This window comes from Pseudomonas kielensis, from assembly GCF_030505375.1.
Taxonomy (GTDB): Bacteria; Pseudomonadota; Gammaproteobacteria; order Pseudomonadales; family Pseudomonadaceae; genus Aquipseudomonas; species Aquipseudomonas kielensis.
In genome coordinates, this window is the sequence record NZ_CP130043.1 from 3,190,193 (window position 1) to 3,202,477 (window position 12,285).

The 12,285-nt window shown below is 59.0% G+C and carries 14 protein-coding genes, 1 other RNA gene and 1 pseudogene; 10 read left to right on the forward strand and 6 right to left on the reverse strand.

The genetic code is table 11. The annotated features are described in order from the left end of the window. Positions 1-74: 74 nt before the first annotated feature. The gene (locus tag Q1W70_RS14925; RefSeq protein WP_182342254.1) at positions 75-1,115 is read right to left on the reverse strand and encodes an NADP(H)-dependent aldo-keto reductase; all 1,041 of its coding nucleotides are present in this window, start codon (positions 1,113-1,115) and stop codon (positions 75-77) included. A 245-nt stretch (positions 1,116-1,360) separates the two neighbouring features. On the opposite strand from Q1W70_RS14925, the gene rplM reads away from it, so the two are divergent. The 8 genes and pseudogenes from rplM (at position 1,361) to Q1W70_RS14965 (ending at position 6,918) form a co-directional block, all read left to right on the forward strand. Further along, complete coding sequence (rplM, locus tag Q1W70_RS14930; protein ID WP_007905295.1) at positions 1,361-1,789, forward strand: 50S ribosomal protein L13; 429 nt, start codon at positions 1,361-1,363, stop codon at positions 1,787-1,789. Between the two features lie 14 nt (positions 1,790-1,803). Beyond that, positions 1,804-2,196 (forward strand): 30S ribosomal protein S9, encoded by a 393-nt coding sequence (gene rpsI, locus Q1W70_RS14935; protein ID WP_003205364.1) that lies wholly within the window; start codon positions 1,804-1,806, stop codon positions 2,194-2,196. A 252-nt stretch (positions 2,197-2,448) separates the two neighbouring features. Beyond that, a complete protein-coding gene (petA, locus tag Q1W70_RS14940) occupies positions 2,449-3,042 on the forward strand; it encodes a ubiquinol-cytochrome c reductase iron-sulfur subunit (RefSeq protein ID WP_095168952.1) in 594 nt (197 codons plus the stop codon). Further along, positions 3,042-4,253 (forward strand): cytochrome b, encoded by a 1,212-nt coding sequence (locus Q1W70_RS14945; RefSeq protein ID WP_166589719.1) that lies wholly within the window; start codon positions 3,042-3,044, stop codon positions 4,251-4,253. Before petA ends, Q1W70_RS14945 begins: the two co-directional genes overlap by 1 nt. Beyond that, positions 4,253-5,035, forward strand: coding sequence for a cytochrome c1 (locus tag Q1W70_RS14950; RefSeq protein WP_166589718.1), 783 nt, complete (start codon positions 4,253-4,255; stop codon positions 5,033-5,035). Before Q1W70_RS14945 ends, Q1W70_RS14950 begins: the two co-directional genes overlap by 1 nt. Positions 5,036-5,185: 150 nt before the next feature. After that, positions 5,186-5,803 (forward strand): glutathione S-transferase N-terminal domain-containing protein, encoded by a 618-nt coding sequence (locus Q1W70_RS14955; RefSeq protein WP_095168949.1) that lies wholly within the window; start codon positions 5,186-5,188, stop codon positions 5,801-5,803. A gap of 16 nt (positions 5,804-5,819) precedes the next feature. Beyond that, the gene (locus Q1W70_RS14960; protein WP_166589717.1) at positions 5,820-6,233 is read left to right on the forward strand and encodes a ClpXP protease specificity-enhancing factor; all 414 of its coding nucleotides are present in this window, start codon (positions 5,820-5,822) and stop codon (positions 6,231-6,233) included. 62 nt (positions 6,234-6,295) lie between these two features. Next, positions 6,296-6,918: pseudogene (locus tag Q1W70_RS14965) on the forward strand (transposase). Positions 6,919-6,942: 24 nt separating this feature from the next. Here the strand turns inward: Q1W70_RS14965 and Q1W70_RS14970 are convergent. The 5 genes from Q1W70_RS14970 to Q1W70_RS14990 all read right to left on the reverse strand — a co-directional run bounded on the left by Q1W70_RS14970 (position 6,943) and on the right by Q1W70_RS14990 (position 10,555). Then, positions 6,943-7,128, reverse strand: coding sequence for a hypothetical protein (locus tag Q1W70_RS14970; RefSeq protein ID WP_185818420.1), 186 nt, complete (start codon positions 7,126-7,128; stop codon positions 6,943-6,945). Next, positions 7,112-7,690 (reverse strand): BON domain-containing protein, encoded by a 579-nt coding sequence (locus tag Q1W70_RS14975; protein ID WP_166589716.1) that lies wholly within the window; start codon positions 7,688-7,690, stop codon positions 7,112-7,114. The genes Q1W70_RS14970 and Q1W70_RS14975 overlap by 17 nt, the downstream gene beginning before the upstream one ends. Then, positions 7,687-8,280 carry a phosphoheptose isomerase gene (locus Q1W70_RS14980; protein ID WP_007904374.1) on the reverse strand — a complete coding sequence of 198 codons (594 nt, stop codon included), beginning with the start codon at positions 8,278-8,280 and terminating at the stop codon, positions 7,687-7,689. Before Q1W70_RS14980 ends, Q1W70_RS14975 begins: the two co-directional genes overlap by 4 nt. Positions 8,281-8,381: 101 nt before the next feature. Continuing rightward, complete coding sequence (locus Q1W70_RS14985; protein WP_166589715.1) at positions 8,382-8,744, reverse strand: YraN family protein; 363 nt, start codon at positions 8,742-8,744, stop codon at positions 8,382-8,384. Next, positions 8,744-10,555, reverse strand: coding sequence for a penicillin-binding protein activator (locus Q1W70_RS14990; RefSeq protein ID WP_166589714.1), 1,812 nt, complete (start codon positions 10,553-10,555; stop codon positions 8,744-8,746). Before Q1W70_RS14990 ends, Q1W70_RS14985 begins: the two co-directional genes overlap by 1 nt. A gap of 209 nt (positions 10,556-10,764) precedes the next feature. Here Q1W70_RS14990 and rsmI point away from each other — a divergent pair, with 209 nt between their 5' ends. Then, on the forward strand, positions 10,765-11,637 hold the full coding sequence (rsmI, locus tag Q1W70_RS14995; RefSeq protein WP_166589713.1) for a 16S rRNA (cytidine(1402)-2'-O)-methyltransferase: 873 nt from the start codon (positions 10,765-10,767) through the stop codon (positions 11,635-11,637). Positions 11,638-11,712: 75 nt separating this feature from the next. Continuing rightward, an RNA gene (gene rnpB / locus Q1W70_RS15000) (RNase P RNA component class A) lies at positions 11,713-12,066 on the forward strand. The last annotated feature ends 219 nt before the right edge of the window (positions 12,067-12,285 follow it).

Consider the following 12,285-nt stretch of genomic DNA (forward strand, 5'->3'; position numbering starts at 1 on the left):
AAGCCCGCTCCCACAGGTAGGGTGTGATCCTCTGTGGGAGCGGCGGTGCGACGATTCGAGGGTCTAGAGAGCGATCACGGCGCCGGGTTCGGGTGATCCTTGTGGATCGCCTCGATCCCCGCCAGCACTTCATCCGACAGCTTCAGGTCGAAGCTGGCAATGTTGCTGTCCAGTTGTTCGATCGTGGTCGCCCCGATGATGTTGCTGGTGACGAACGGTTGCTGGGTGACGAAGGCCAGGGCCATTTGTGCCGGGTCCAGGCCGTGTTCACGGGCCAGGGCGACGTAGCGGCTGCAGGCTGCTTCCGATTGTGGGTTGAAATAGCGACTGAAGCGGCTGTAGAGGCTCAGGCGGCCTTTTGCCGGGCGCGCGCCACCTTCGTACTTGCCTGACAGGAAGCCGAACGCCAGCGGCGAGTAGGCGAGCAGGCCGCATTGTTCACGGATGGCGATTTCCGCCAGGCCCACTTCAAAGCTGCGGTTGAGCAGGTTGTAGGGGTTTTGGATGCTCACCGCACGCGGCCAGCCACGGGCTTCGGCCAGGGCGAGAAAACGCATGGTGCCCCATGGGGTTTCGTTGGACAGGCCAATGTGGCGGATCTTGCCGGCCTTGACCTGTTCATCCAGGGCTTCGAGGGTGTCTTCCAGTGGTGTCAGGTTGACTTCGCTCTTGTGCTTGTAGCCCAGTTGGCCAAAAAAGTTGGTGCTGCGCTCTGGCCAATGCAACTGGTAGAGGTCGATCCAGTCGGTCTGCAGGCGTTTGAGGCTGGCGTCCAGGGCCTGGACGATGTGTTCGCGGTTGTGCTTGAGGTGACCATCGCGAATATAGTCGATGGTATTGCCGGGACCGGCGATCTTGCTGGCCAGGATCCAGTCGGCGCGGTCGCCACGGCTCTTGAAGTAGTTGCCGATGTAGCGTTCGGTGCTGGCGTAGGTTTCTGCCTTCGGCGGGACCGGGTACATCTCGGCGGTGTCGATGAAATTGATCCCGGCGCTCTTGGCTCGTTCGATCTGTGCGAAGGCCTCTGCCTCGCTGTTTTGCTCACCCCAGGTCATGGTTCCGAGGCAGATGGCGCTCACATTCAGATCGGTGCGGCCTAGCTGGCGATAGTCCATCGGGTGCTCCCTTGGCAAAACAATCATAAAAGCAGGTTGAAAAATTTTTCGCAATCTGCATAATTGCGCACCTCTTTCTGCAGTGGAAGTGATGCGCCGCCGCCGAAGAATCTTGCCGTTGAACGGACGCGCCGACCCGAGCCCCCGATAGCGTCTGTACCCGGCTGCCTTTGACTTGTCAAAGTACGCACTATTCAGTAAGATCCGCCGTCTAATTTACAGGGCGGCCCCTGAGGCTATAAAGAATGAAAACTTTTACTGCTAAACCGGAAACAGTACAGCGCGACTGGTTTGTCGTCGACGCTGCAGGTCAGACCCTGGGTCGTCTGGCCACCGAAATCGCGAGCCGTCTGCGTGGCAAGCATAAAGCTGAGTACACTCCTCACGTTGACACCGGCGACTACATCGTCGTTATCAATGCCGAGCAGATTCGTGTAACCGGTGCTAAAACCACCGACAAAATCTACTACTCCCACTCCGGTTTCCCGGGCGGCATCAAGTCGATCAACTTCGAAAAGCTGATCGCTAAAGCCCCTGAGCGCGTGATCGAGACCGCGGTTAAAGGCATGCTGCCTAAGAACCCACTGGGTCGCGACATGTATCGTAAGCTGAAAGTCTATGCGGGCGCTGTTCACCCTCATACTGCTCAGCAGCCCCAAGAACTGAAGTTTTAACGGAATAGTTCATTATGTCGGCGACTCAAAATTACGGCACTGGCCGTCGCAAGACCGCAACCGCACGCGTTTTCCTGCGTCCGGGCACTGGTAACATCTCCATCAACAACCGTTCGCTGGATAATTTCTTCGGTCGCGAAACTGCCCGCATGGTAGTTCGTCAGCCGCTGGAATTGACTGAGACTGTCGAGAAGTTCGACATCTACGTCACCGTGATCGGTGGTGGTGTAAGTGGTCAAGCTGGCGCAATCCGCCACGGCATCACTCGCGCTCTGATGGATTACGACGAAACTCTGCGCGGTGCACTGCGTAAAGCTGGCTTCGTAACCCGTGACGCGCGTGAAGTTGAACGTAAGAAAGTTGGTCTGCGTAAAGCGCGTAAGCGTCCGCAGTACTCGAAGCGTTAATTCGCTTTCGCGTTCAAAGCGCCCAGTCTCCTCGCGGAGCTGGGCGTTTTTTATGGGCGATGATTTTTGGTGTGACAACTTGCCACATCCGCAGAGGCCCTATACTACAAGGCTTGGCGGTACCCTCGGGTGGTAATTACCTTGTCAGAATTGGGGCTTTTCATTACCATTCTGCAAAATTTTTATAAGTTCAGATTTTTACTTAGTAGATGCCTGATTTAACAGGCCACAAAGCTGATGGGAGAGGACTGGATGAGCAATGACGGCGTGAATACAGGCCGGCGTCGCTTCTTGGTAGCAGCCACATCCGTGGTGGGTGCTGCAGGAGCGGTGGGGGCTGCGGTCCCGTTCGTGGGGTCGTGGTTTCCCAGTGCCAAGGCGAAAGCCGCAGGTGCACCGGTGAAAGTGAATGTCAGCAAAATCGAGCCAGGTCAGCAAATGATTGCCGAATGGCGCGGTCAGCCGGTATTCATCGTCCGCCGCACCCAGGAGATTCTGGGGAACCTGACGAAGATCGAGGGGGATCTCTCTGATCCGGACTCCAAGGCCTCGGTACAACCGACCTACGTGGATCCCAAGACGCGTTCGATCAAGCCGGAAGTGCTGCTGCTGATCGGTATCTGCACGCACCTGGGCTGTTCACCGACCTTCCGTCCAGAAGTGGCGCCGGCCGACCTCGGTCCAAAATGGGTGGGCGGCTACTTCTGCCCTTGCCATGGCTCCCACTACGACCTGGCTGGCCGTGTCTTCAAATCGCAGCCTGCGCCTTTGAACCTGCCAGTTCCCCCGCATTCCTATGAGTCGGACGACATCATTGTCGTCGGCGTCGATACGGAGAACGCGTGATGAGCAAGTTCATGGATTGGGTTGATGCGCGCTTTCCTGCGACCAAAATGTGGGAAGACCATCTCAGCAAGTATTACGCTCCGAAGAACTTCAACTTCTTCTACTTCTTTGGCTCCCTGGCACTGCTGGTTCTGGTTAACCAGATCGTTACCGGTGTCTGGCTGACCATGAGCTACACCCCGTCGGCGGAAGAGGCGTTTGCCTCCGTCGAGTACATCATGCGCGACGTCGAGTACGGCGCGATCCTGCGTCTGCTGCACTCCACCGGCGCTTCGGCGTTCTTCGTCGTGGTCTACCTGCACATGTTCCGTGGCTTGCTCTACGGTTCGTACCAGAAGCCGCGTGAGCTGGTGTGGGTGTTCGGCATGCTGATCTACCTGGCCCTGATGGCGGAAGCCTTCATGGGTTACCTGCTGCCGTGGGGCCAGATGTCCTACTGGGGTGCCCAGGTGATCATCTCGCTGTTCGGTGCGATCCCGGTCATCGGCGACGACCTGACCCAGTGGATCCGTGGTGACTACCTGATTTCCGGGATTACCCTGAACCGCTTCTTCGCCTTGCACGTCGTGGCCTTGCCGATCGTTATTCTCGGCCTGGTCGTGCTGCACGTCCTGGCGCTGCACGAAGTCGGTTCGAACAACCCGGACGGCGTCGACATCAAGAAATACAAAGACGAAAACGGCGTACCGCTGGATGGCATTGCCTTCCACCCGTACTACACCGTGAAAGATATCGTCGGCGTGGTGGTGTTCCTGTTCATCTTCTGCTCGATCGTGTTCTTCTTCCCGGAGATGGGCGGTTACTTCCTGGAGAAGCCGAACTTCGAAGTGGCGAACGCCTTCAAGACCCCAGAGCACATTGCTCCGGTCTGGTACTTCACCCCGTTCTACGCGATCTTGCGTGCCGTTCCCGACAAGCTCCTGGGCGTTATCGCCATGGGTGCCGCGATCGCCGTGCTGTTCGTCCTGCCATGGCTTGACCGTAGCCCGGTCAAATCCATGCGCTACAAGGGCTGGATGAGCAAGATCTGGCTCTGGGTGTTCTGCATTTCGTTCGTGATCCTGGGCGTGTTGGGTGTTCTGGCGCCAACGCCAGGTCGTACGCTGTTGTCGCAGGTATGTACCTTCCTGTACTTCGCCTACTTCATTCTGATGCCGTTCTACACCCGGCTCGAGAAGACAAAACCGGTTCCGGAAAGGGTGACTGGCTGATGAAAAAGCTATTTGCTGTACTGATTCTTGCTGCTATGCCTGTGTTCTCGTTCGCATCTACTGCGGGCGGTCCTGAGCTGGAAAAGGTCGAGATCGACGTCTCCGATAAAGCAGCAATGCAAGATGGCGCACGTACCTTCGCCAACTACTGCATGGGTTGCCACAGTGCCAAGTTCCAGCGCTATGAGCGTGTGGCCGACGATCTGGGGATTCCCCACGATCTGATGCTCAAGAACCTGGTGTTCACCGGTGCCAAGATCGGCGACCACATGAACATCGGCATGCAGCCGGCAGACGCCAAGGCCTGGTTCGGCGCTGCGCCGCCTGACCTGACCCTGGTGGCGCGGGTGCGTGGCACTGACTGGCTCTACGGCTACCTGAAGTCGTTCTACGAAGATCCGTCGCGTCCTTGGGGCGTGAACAACAAGGTGTTCCCGAACGTCGGCATGCCCAACGTGCTGGTCGGCCTGCAAGGTCGCCAGGTCGTAGGCTGCAAACAGGTGCAGATCGTCGAAGACGGCAAGAAGCAATATGATCCGCTGACCGGTACGCCGCTGACTCATGAAGCGTGCGATCAGTTGACCATCGTGCCGAAGTCCGGTGCCCTGACCGAAGAGCAGTTCGATGAGAAGGTCAAGAATCTGGTAACCTTCCTCGCTTACTCGGCTAACCCGGTTAAGCTGGAGCATCAGCGCATCGGTACCTACGTACTGTTGTACCTGGCGTTCTTCTTCGTATTCGCTTACTTGCTCAAGCGCGAATACTGGAAAGATGTGCATTGATCTAGCTTCAAGCATTTGCTGTTAATCGCGCGCGCCCAAGGGCGTCTCTGTAAACGTAGCGGGTCTGGTTATCCAGGCGTTACGGGAGACGCCCTCTGGGCGCGCTCGTTTTTCCGCTTTCAATAATTTCAACAAGCGAGGAGGACCGCCATGGGCGTGACCAACCGGTTGGCCTGTTACTCCGACCCCGCCGACCACTATTCCCACCGAGTGCGAATCGTACTGGCAGAGAAGGGTGTCAGCGCCGAGATCATCAGTGTGGAGGCGGGCCGTCAGCCGCCAAAACTGATCGAAGTGAACCCTTACGGCAGCTTGCCCACCCTGGTCGATCGTGACCTGGCGTTGTGGGAGTCGACCGTGGTGATGGAATACCTGGATGAGCGTTATCCCCATCCACCTTTGCTGCCGGTGTATCCTGTGGCGCGGGCCAATAGCCGCCTGCTGATCCATCGCATCCAGCGTGATTGGTGTGGCCTGGTGGATTTGATCCTGGATTCACGGACCAAGGAGCCAGCGCGCGTGCAGGCACGCAAAGAGCTGCGAGAAAGCCTCACGGGTGTCTCGCCGCTGTTCGCCGACAAGCCGTTTTTCCTCAGTGAGGAACAAAGCCTGGTCGATTGCTGCCTACTGCCCATACTCTGGCGTTTGCCGATTCTGGGTATTGAACTGCCGCGGCCGGCCAAGCCGCTGCTTGATTATATGGAGCGCCAGTTTGCGCGTGAGGCATTCCAGGCGAGTCTGTCTGGTGTTGAACGCGATATGCGCTAAGGCTTAAGGAGCCGCTATGAACTCCAGTCGTCCTTATCTCGTCCGTGCGCTCTATGAGTGGATTGTCGATAACGATTGCACCCCGCACATGCTGGTCAACTCCGAGTTTCCTTCGGTGCAGGTGCCACAAGGTTTTGCCAGTGATGGACAGATTGTCCTGAACGTTTCGCCCGCTGCCGTGCGTCATCTGCACATGGATAACGATGCAGTGAGCTTTGAAGGTCGCTTCGGTGGTGTGCCGCACACCCTGTACGTGCCTATCGCTGCGATCCTGGGCATTTACGCCCGGGAGAACGGCCAGGGTATGGTGTTTGACCTGGAGTCGCCGGTAGAGGGCGAGGAAGAGTTCGAGCCCGAAGACGATCTGCCGCCACCCGACAACGAGCCGCCGCGTCCGAGTGGGCGGCCAAGCTTGAAGGTGGTGAAGTAATAAAAAAGGCGACCCGCGCAGACTGTGTGAAAACCTAGCAATCTGCCGGCCGGTTAAACAAAATGCCCGTATCGCAAGATACGGGCATTTTGTTTGCGCGCTATATCCAAGGTGAAGACCGCTCCCAGAGCGCGCTGTTTCCACTTTCGCTGGACGAACTTATCCCCGATGACCATCTGGTTCGGGTGATCGAGGCCTGCATTTCCCTTCTGGATTTTGAGCAGTTGGGCTTCGACAAAGCCAGACCCAAGGCCACGGGACGTCCTTCGTACGATCCTGCCGATCTGCTCAAACTCTACCTGTACGGCTATTTCCAGCGGATTCGCTCATCGCGACGACTCGAGGCTGAGTGTCAGCGCCACCTGCCGCGCCTTTGTTCAGTTTTGCCGACACGCCGGCCTGATTGCTGGCGAGCCGCCGTTATCTCACTCGCCATGCTCATGAAGCCGCTTTCGAGCGGATGGAGCTGCGAATGCAGGCCCGCCCCGAGATGATGGTCAGCCGGCGATCCATCGTCGAACACCCCTTCGGCAATCTCAAGCAATGGCTATTTGGCAATGGCCGGTTCTTGCTGCGACAGCTGAAAGGCGCCAGAGCCGAAATGGCACTGGCAGTGCAGGCCTATAACCTGAAAAGAGCGATCAAGGTGATGGGCACCCATCAGTTGATGGCATTGATGGGCTGAAAGGCCCTTTTTTCGTGCCGCCTGTTAGAAAAGCAAATGCCCCGACAAGTCGGGGCATTTGTTTTTGACCTTGGCAGGCTGTGTTTTCACACAGTCTGCGAAAGGATCGCCTTTTTTATTGCTGTAGGAGCCGGGCTTGCCCACGATGGCGTTTTCAAAGGCGCCATCGCAGCCGTGCTCCTGCAGAGGGGTGTCAGTCAATGTACTCAAACAGCTTCACGATCTTCTGCACCCCGGAAACGCCCTGCACCAGGTTGGTAGCCTGGGCCGCTTCCTGCTTCGTCAGCAGGCCCAGCAGGTAGACGATGCCGTTTTCGGTCACGACCTTGATGCGCGAGCCGGGAATGCTGGCGTCGGTGAGCATCTGAGTCTTGATCTTGGTGGTCAGCCAGGCGTCGTTGTTGCGCGCCAGCAGTGACGAGGGCTGCATGATCTGCAGTTCGTTGTGCACCGTCTTGACCCGCTGCACAGCGGCAGCAGCCTGCTCGGCCTGGGCCTTGAGGTCGGCGCGGGGCGTTTGCCCGGCCAGCAGCACCACGCCATTGAAGCTGGTGACGACGATGTGCGATTGGGTGTCCAGGTCCGGGTTGGCCTTGGCCACGTTCACGCCGACCTTGGTTTCGATCAACGAGTCGTCGATCTTGCTACCGAAGGTGCGGGTGCCACGGTCATCCTGGATGGGGCTTTCACGGCTGGCGGTCACCACCGAGGTGCATCCGCTGATGCCGAGGCACAGGGTCAGGGCCAGTAGGCCTAGGCGATTAGGGGTCATTCTTCACTCCCGAACAATTGGCTGTCGATCAAGTCACAGAGGCAGTGGATCGCCAGCAGGTGAACTTCCTGAATGCGTGCGGTGACGTTGGCCGGTACGCGAATCTCCACGTCTTCGGGCAACAGCAGCGACGCCATGCCGCCGCCATCGCGACCGGTCAATGCTACGACAATCATTTCGCGATCATGTGCGGCCTGGATCGCTTGAATTATGTTGGCCGAGTTGCCGCTGGTGGAAATCGCCAGCAGGACGTCGCCGGGTTGGCCCAGGGCGCGGATCTGTTTGGAGAAGATTTCGTTGTAGCTGTAATCGTTGGCGATCGAGGTGATCGTCGAGCTGTCGGTGGTCAGGGCGATGGCCGGCAGGCTGGGGCGTTCGCGTTCGAAGCGGTTGAGCAGCTCGGAGGAGAAGTGCTGTGCGTCACCGGCCGAACCGCCGTTGCCGCATGAGAGCATTTTGCCTTCGTTGAGCAGGGCGTTGACCATCACTTGGCTGGCTTGCTCGATGTGCGGTGCAAGTACGTCCATCGCCTGTTGCTTGGTATCGATACTGGCCTGAAAAAGCTGGCGAATTCGGGATTGCATGTCCATCTGTGTGACCTTAAGTGGCGCGGCCTGGTGGCACAGCAATGTGCGGCCCGCAAAGCAAAGAGCAAAAGTGTTGGGTGAAAAACGGTCCTGCCCGAGAGCGGTCAGCTGTCAAAGGCATTCCGTAGCCAGTTCAGATGCGCAGCGGTGCTGTCTATGGCAACCACATCAAAACGGCAGGGGGAGTCGGCCCAGCGTGACTCGCTCTGCAGGAAATACTGCGCGGCGAGGATCAGTTTTTGACGCTTGCGCGCATCGATACTGCCGAGCGCGCCACCCCATTGGGTGTTTTGTCTGTAGCGGACTTCGACGAATACTACTGTATCGCCGTCAAGCATGACCAGATCAAGCTCGCCGCGTTTACACAACCAGTTCTGCGCCAGCAGGCGCAGTCCCTGTTGCTGGAGATGCTGGAGCGCCTGGCTTTCAGCATCTCGACCGCTTTGCTGGCGTGACCTGTCGGGCATTAGCGCGGGGTGTCCGGCAGGCGTTGGACCTGGCCGTTGACGAACTGTGCCCAAGGCAGTTGGCGTTGAACCCGTTGCGTCGGGCTCATGCTCAGGTTGCCCGACTGGCCTTCAATGGTGCTGTCCGGCAGGGCCTTGAGTTGACCCAGGCGTGGGGCCAGGCGGTAAGCGTCGACGCCCATGGCGTACAGCCGACCCAGGCTGCTGCTGGCTTGTGGCCATTGTGCGGTCACTTGCTGGCGCAGTGGGTCGCTGGTGTTGAGCAGCCACGGTGTTTCGCAGAAGCGCACGCCGTTCATGTCGTTGTACTGGTTCTGGTCGCCACTGGCGCTGTACACGTGGGAAGTGGCGTAGACCGGCACGTCACCGGCGTACTGGAAGTTCAGCGTGGGCTTGATCTGTTGCGCCTGTTGCGGGGTCGAGGCGAGGAAGATGAACTCGATGTCCTGGCGACGCGATGGTTGTGCCGCGATCTGCGAGCCTACAGTGCTTTGCAGGCTCTTGGCGCGACCTTCGCTCTGGCGCAGCTGGAACAGGTCGGCGATCTGCTGGGCCAGTTGCACCGGCTGATCTACACGTTCAACGCCGATGATGGTGCCGCCATTGGCTTGCCAGTCCTGGCTGAAGGCCTTGAGGACGCGGTCGCCCCATTCGCCTTTGGGTACCAGCACCGCAGCACGATGCAGGCCGTCGGCACGTGCACGACGGGACACTTCACGCGCCTCATCCTCGGCCGCCAGACCGAACTGGAACAGTTGGGCCGGACCTTGCTCGCCTTCGCTGTAGTTCAGCGCCAGGGTGGTAATCGGCAACTGAGGGCGGGCGTTGAGTTGCTTGACCAGGGGTTTCTCCAGCGGGCCGACCACCAGTTGCACGCCGTCGGCTTGGGCCTTGCGGTAGAAGTCGTCCAGCGAGGTCAGGCGCGAGCTGTCATAGAACTCGATGGCCGGAGGGTTCTGGCCGGCCTGTTGGGCCTGGTAGTGAGCAGCCATGAAGCCTTCGCGCAGGGCCTTGGCCACCGAGGCCAGCGGGCCTTCCTGAGGCAGCAGCAGGCCGATCTTGCCCAGCGGCTGGCTGGCCAGTTGCTTGAGTTGGGTCAGTGGCAGTGGCAACTGCAGGGCAGCCGGGTGTTTCGGGTGCTGGGCCTTCCAGTTGTCGATGGCGGCCTGTTGCAGTTCCAGGGTGCCGGCGGTTTTTACCGCCACGGCCAGGCTCATCCAGCCACCGAGCACATCGTCGGTGATCGGTTGCAGTTGATCGGTGGGCAGCGAGGCAATGAGCGCCCAGATCGCCTCGTGGTTCTTGTTCGCGGCTTCGCCTTCGAGCATCGGCGCGATGGCGATCCGCTCACGGGCGGCGGCCAGCGTCTGGCCATCGGCTTCGAGGGCGCGGGCACGTACGGTGCCGGTGCGGACCTGTTGCTCGTCCGGCAATTCGCTCAGGCGTTGCAGGCTTGGGTGGTTCAGGGCAGTCAGTGCTGCCTTGGGCTGGTTGCGGGTCATCGCCAGTTCGGCGGCCAGGGTGCTGGCAAAGACCTGCTGGCCCGGTTTGAGCGTTTCCAGCGGAACCTGTTGCAGGATTTGTGCGGATTGGCCGGCGTTACCCTGGCGATAGGCCAGGTCGGCCGCGCTCAGGCGCAGCAGGGCAGCCTTTTCCGGATTGGTGCTGGTGGCCGCCTGTTCGAGCAGTTGCTCGATACTGGCATCGGCCGTCCGTGGAAGGTCGCCAAGGCTGGACGAGGGCGAGCTGGCGCAAGCCGCCAACAGGGCAGCGAGGCAGAGGGCAGTGAACAGCCGCAGGCAAGCGATCATGTAAGTGTTCCTGATACTCGATCAAATTAGCGTGGAATTGTACCCAAGCACTGGCCGGGGCGCGATGTTACTGGCGTGAATCGTGCAATTTAGGTCGTGTAAATGTTGCCGGACTCACGAAAAGGTAGTGCGACCTGATGACAGTGGTGCGCATCCAGCGGGCTTCTACGCGCTACAATGGCGCTTTTACCGATCATGAGGTGTGCGCTTTGACTGCTCCAGGTGCTTTGAATTCCGCTGCTGGCTCGCTTTATGTGGTGGCGACGCCCATCGGCAACCTGGATGACATCAGTGCCCGCGCGCTGAAAATCTTGCGTGAAGTGGCGTTGATCGCTGCCGAAGACACGCGTCACTCCTTGCGCTTGCTGCAACATTTCGGCATCGCTACGCCCCTGGCAGCCTGTCACGAACACAACGAGCGCGACGAAGGCAGTCGCTTCATCACGCGGTTGCTGGCCGGTGACAATGTTGCGTTGATCTCCGATGCTGGCACCCCGCTGATTTCCGATCCGGGTTATCACCTGGTGCGCCAGGCACGTGCTGCCGGTATCAATGTAGTCCCGGTTCCCGGGGCGTGCGCGCTGATCGCCGCACTGTCGGCCGCGGGGCTGCCGTCCGACCGCTTTATCTTCGAAGGTTTCCTGCCGGCCAAGGCCGTTGGCCGGCGCGCGCGCCTGGAATCCATAAAGGAAGAGCCGCGGACCCTGATCTTCTATGAGGCGCCTCACCGGATCCTCGAATGCCTGCAGGACATGGAGCTGGTGTTCGGTCCTGAGCGGCCAGCCTTGCTGGCGCGCGAGCTGACCAAGACCTTCGAGACCCTCAAGGGCCTGCCCCTGGCCGAGCTGCGTGGGTTTGTCGAGAGCGACAGCAATCAGCAGCGTGGCGAGTGTGTAGTGCTGGTGGCGGGCTGGACCGCGCCAGAGACAGAGGAGGCGGTCAGCAGCGAGGCCATGCGCATCCTCAACCTGTTGCTCGAGGAGATGCCGCTCAAGCGTGCCGCGGCGTTGGCGGCGCAAATTACCGGTGAACGCAAGAATGTGCTCTATCAAGTCGCCCTGGAAAAGCAGAAGGGCGAGTAAAAACGGGGCCTGCAGAGCGGCAAAAGGCTTTTATTGCTTGTTCTTCGGGCGCTGTGCCGTTAACCTTCGCGGCGGAGAGTCGATTGGACAGTCGCTGCCCTCTATGAAAATTAGGGGGGGGAGGAAAGTCCGGGCTCCATAGGGCGAAGTGCCAGGTAATGCCTGGGAGGCGTGAGCCTACGGAAAGTGCCACAGAAAATAACCGCCTAAGCACTTCGGTGCCGGTAAGGGTGAAAAGGTGCGGTAAGAGCGCACCGCACGACTGGCAACAGTTCGTGGCTAGGTAAACCCCACTTGGAGCAAGACCAAATAGGGTCCCAAGGCGTGGCCCGCGCTGGGACCGGGTAGGTTGCTAAAGGTGTCCAGTGATGGCCATCGTAGACGAATGACTGTTCAAGACAGAACCCGGCTTACAGATCGACTCTCCACCTTTTTTCGCTTTTGTGCTTGAATCACCGGCACAGGGGCTTGGTATTATCGGTTGGCCGCCCGCTGCATGTTGCCGGCGGGCGTCACTTAATATCGATATGCCACCATCCCGTTTGACCCCCTTGTAGAGGCGCGCGTGTAGTAGCAATTACCCACCCTGCTGAATCAATAGCAGAAGCGCTTTTGTAATACCGAAAAAATCTTACTCTTAACAAATTA

What these genes read in the sequence shown, in the direction of transcription:
- Q1W70_RS14985 (WP_166589715.1), bottom strand. Translation starts at nt 8,744, where the DNA reads ATGCCCGACAGGTCACGCCAGCAAAGCGGTCGAGATGCTGAAAGCCAG.
- Q1W70_RS14945 (WP_166589719.1), top strand. Translation starts at nt 3,042, where the DNA reads ATGAGCAAGTTCATGGATTGGGTTGATGCGCGCTTTCCTGCGACCAAA.
- rplM (WP_007905295.1), top strand. Translation starts at nt 1,361, where the DNA reads ATGAAAACTTTTACTGCTAAACCGGAAACAGTACAGCGCGACTGGTTT.
- Q1W70_RS14955 (WP_095168949.1), top strand. Translation starts at nt 5,186, where the DNA reads ATGGGCGTGACCAACCGGTTGGCCTGTTACTCCGACCCCGCCGACCAC.
- Q1W70_RS14980 (WP_007904374.1), bottom strand. Translation starts at nt 8,280, where the DNA reads ATGGACATGCAATCCCGAATTCGCCAGCTTTTTCAGGCCAGTATCGAT.
- rpsI (WP_003205364.1), top strand. Translation starts at nt 1,804, where the DNA reads ATGTCGGCGACTCAAAATTACGGCACTGGCCGTCGCAAGACCGCAACC.
- Q1W70_RS14950 (WP_166589718.1), top strand. Translation starts at nt 4,253, where the DNA reads ATGAAAAAGCTATTTGCTGTACTGATTCTTGCTGCTATGCCTGTGTTC.
- Q1W70_RS14960 (WP_166589717.1), top strand. Translation starts at nt 5,820, where the DNA reads ATGAACTCCAGTCGTCCTTATCTCGTCCGTGCGCTCTATGAGTGGATT.
- Q1W70_RS14990 (WP_166589714.1), bottom strand. Translation starts at nt 10,555, where the DNA reads ATGATCGCTTGCCTGCGGCTGTTCACTGCCCTCTGCCTCGCTGCCCTG.
- petA (WP_095168952.1), top strand. Translation starts at nt 2,449, where the DNA reads ATGAGCAATGACGGCGTGAATACAGGCCGGCGTCGCTTCTTGGTAGCA.
- Q1W70_RS14975 (WP_166589716.1), bottom strand. Translation starts at nt 7,690, where the DNA reads ATGACCCCTAATCGCCTAGGCCTACTGGCCCTGACCCTGTGCCTCGGC.
- Q1W70_RS14925 (WP_182342254.1), bottom strand. Translation starts at nt 1,115, where the DNA reads ATGGACTATCGCCAGCTAGGCCGCACCGATCTGAATGTGAGCGCCATC.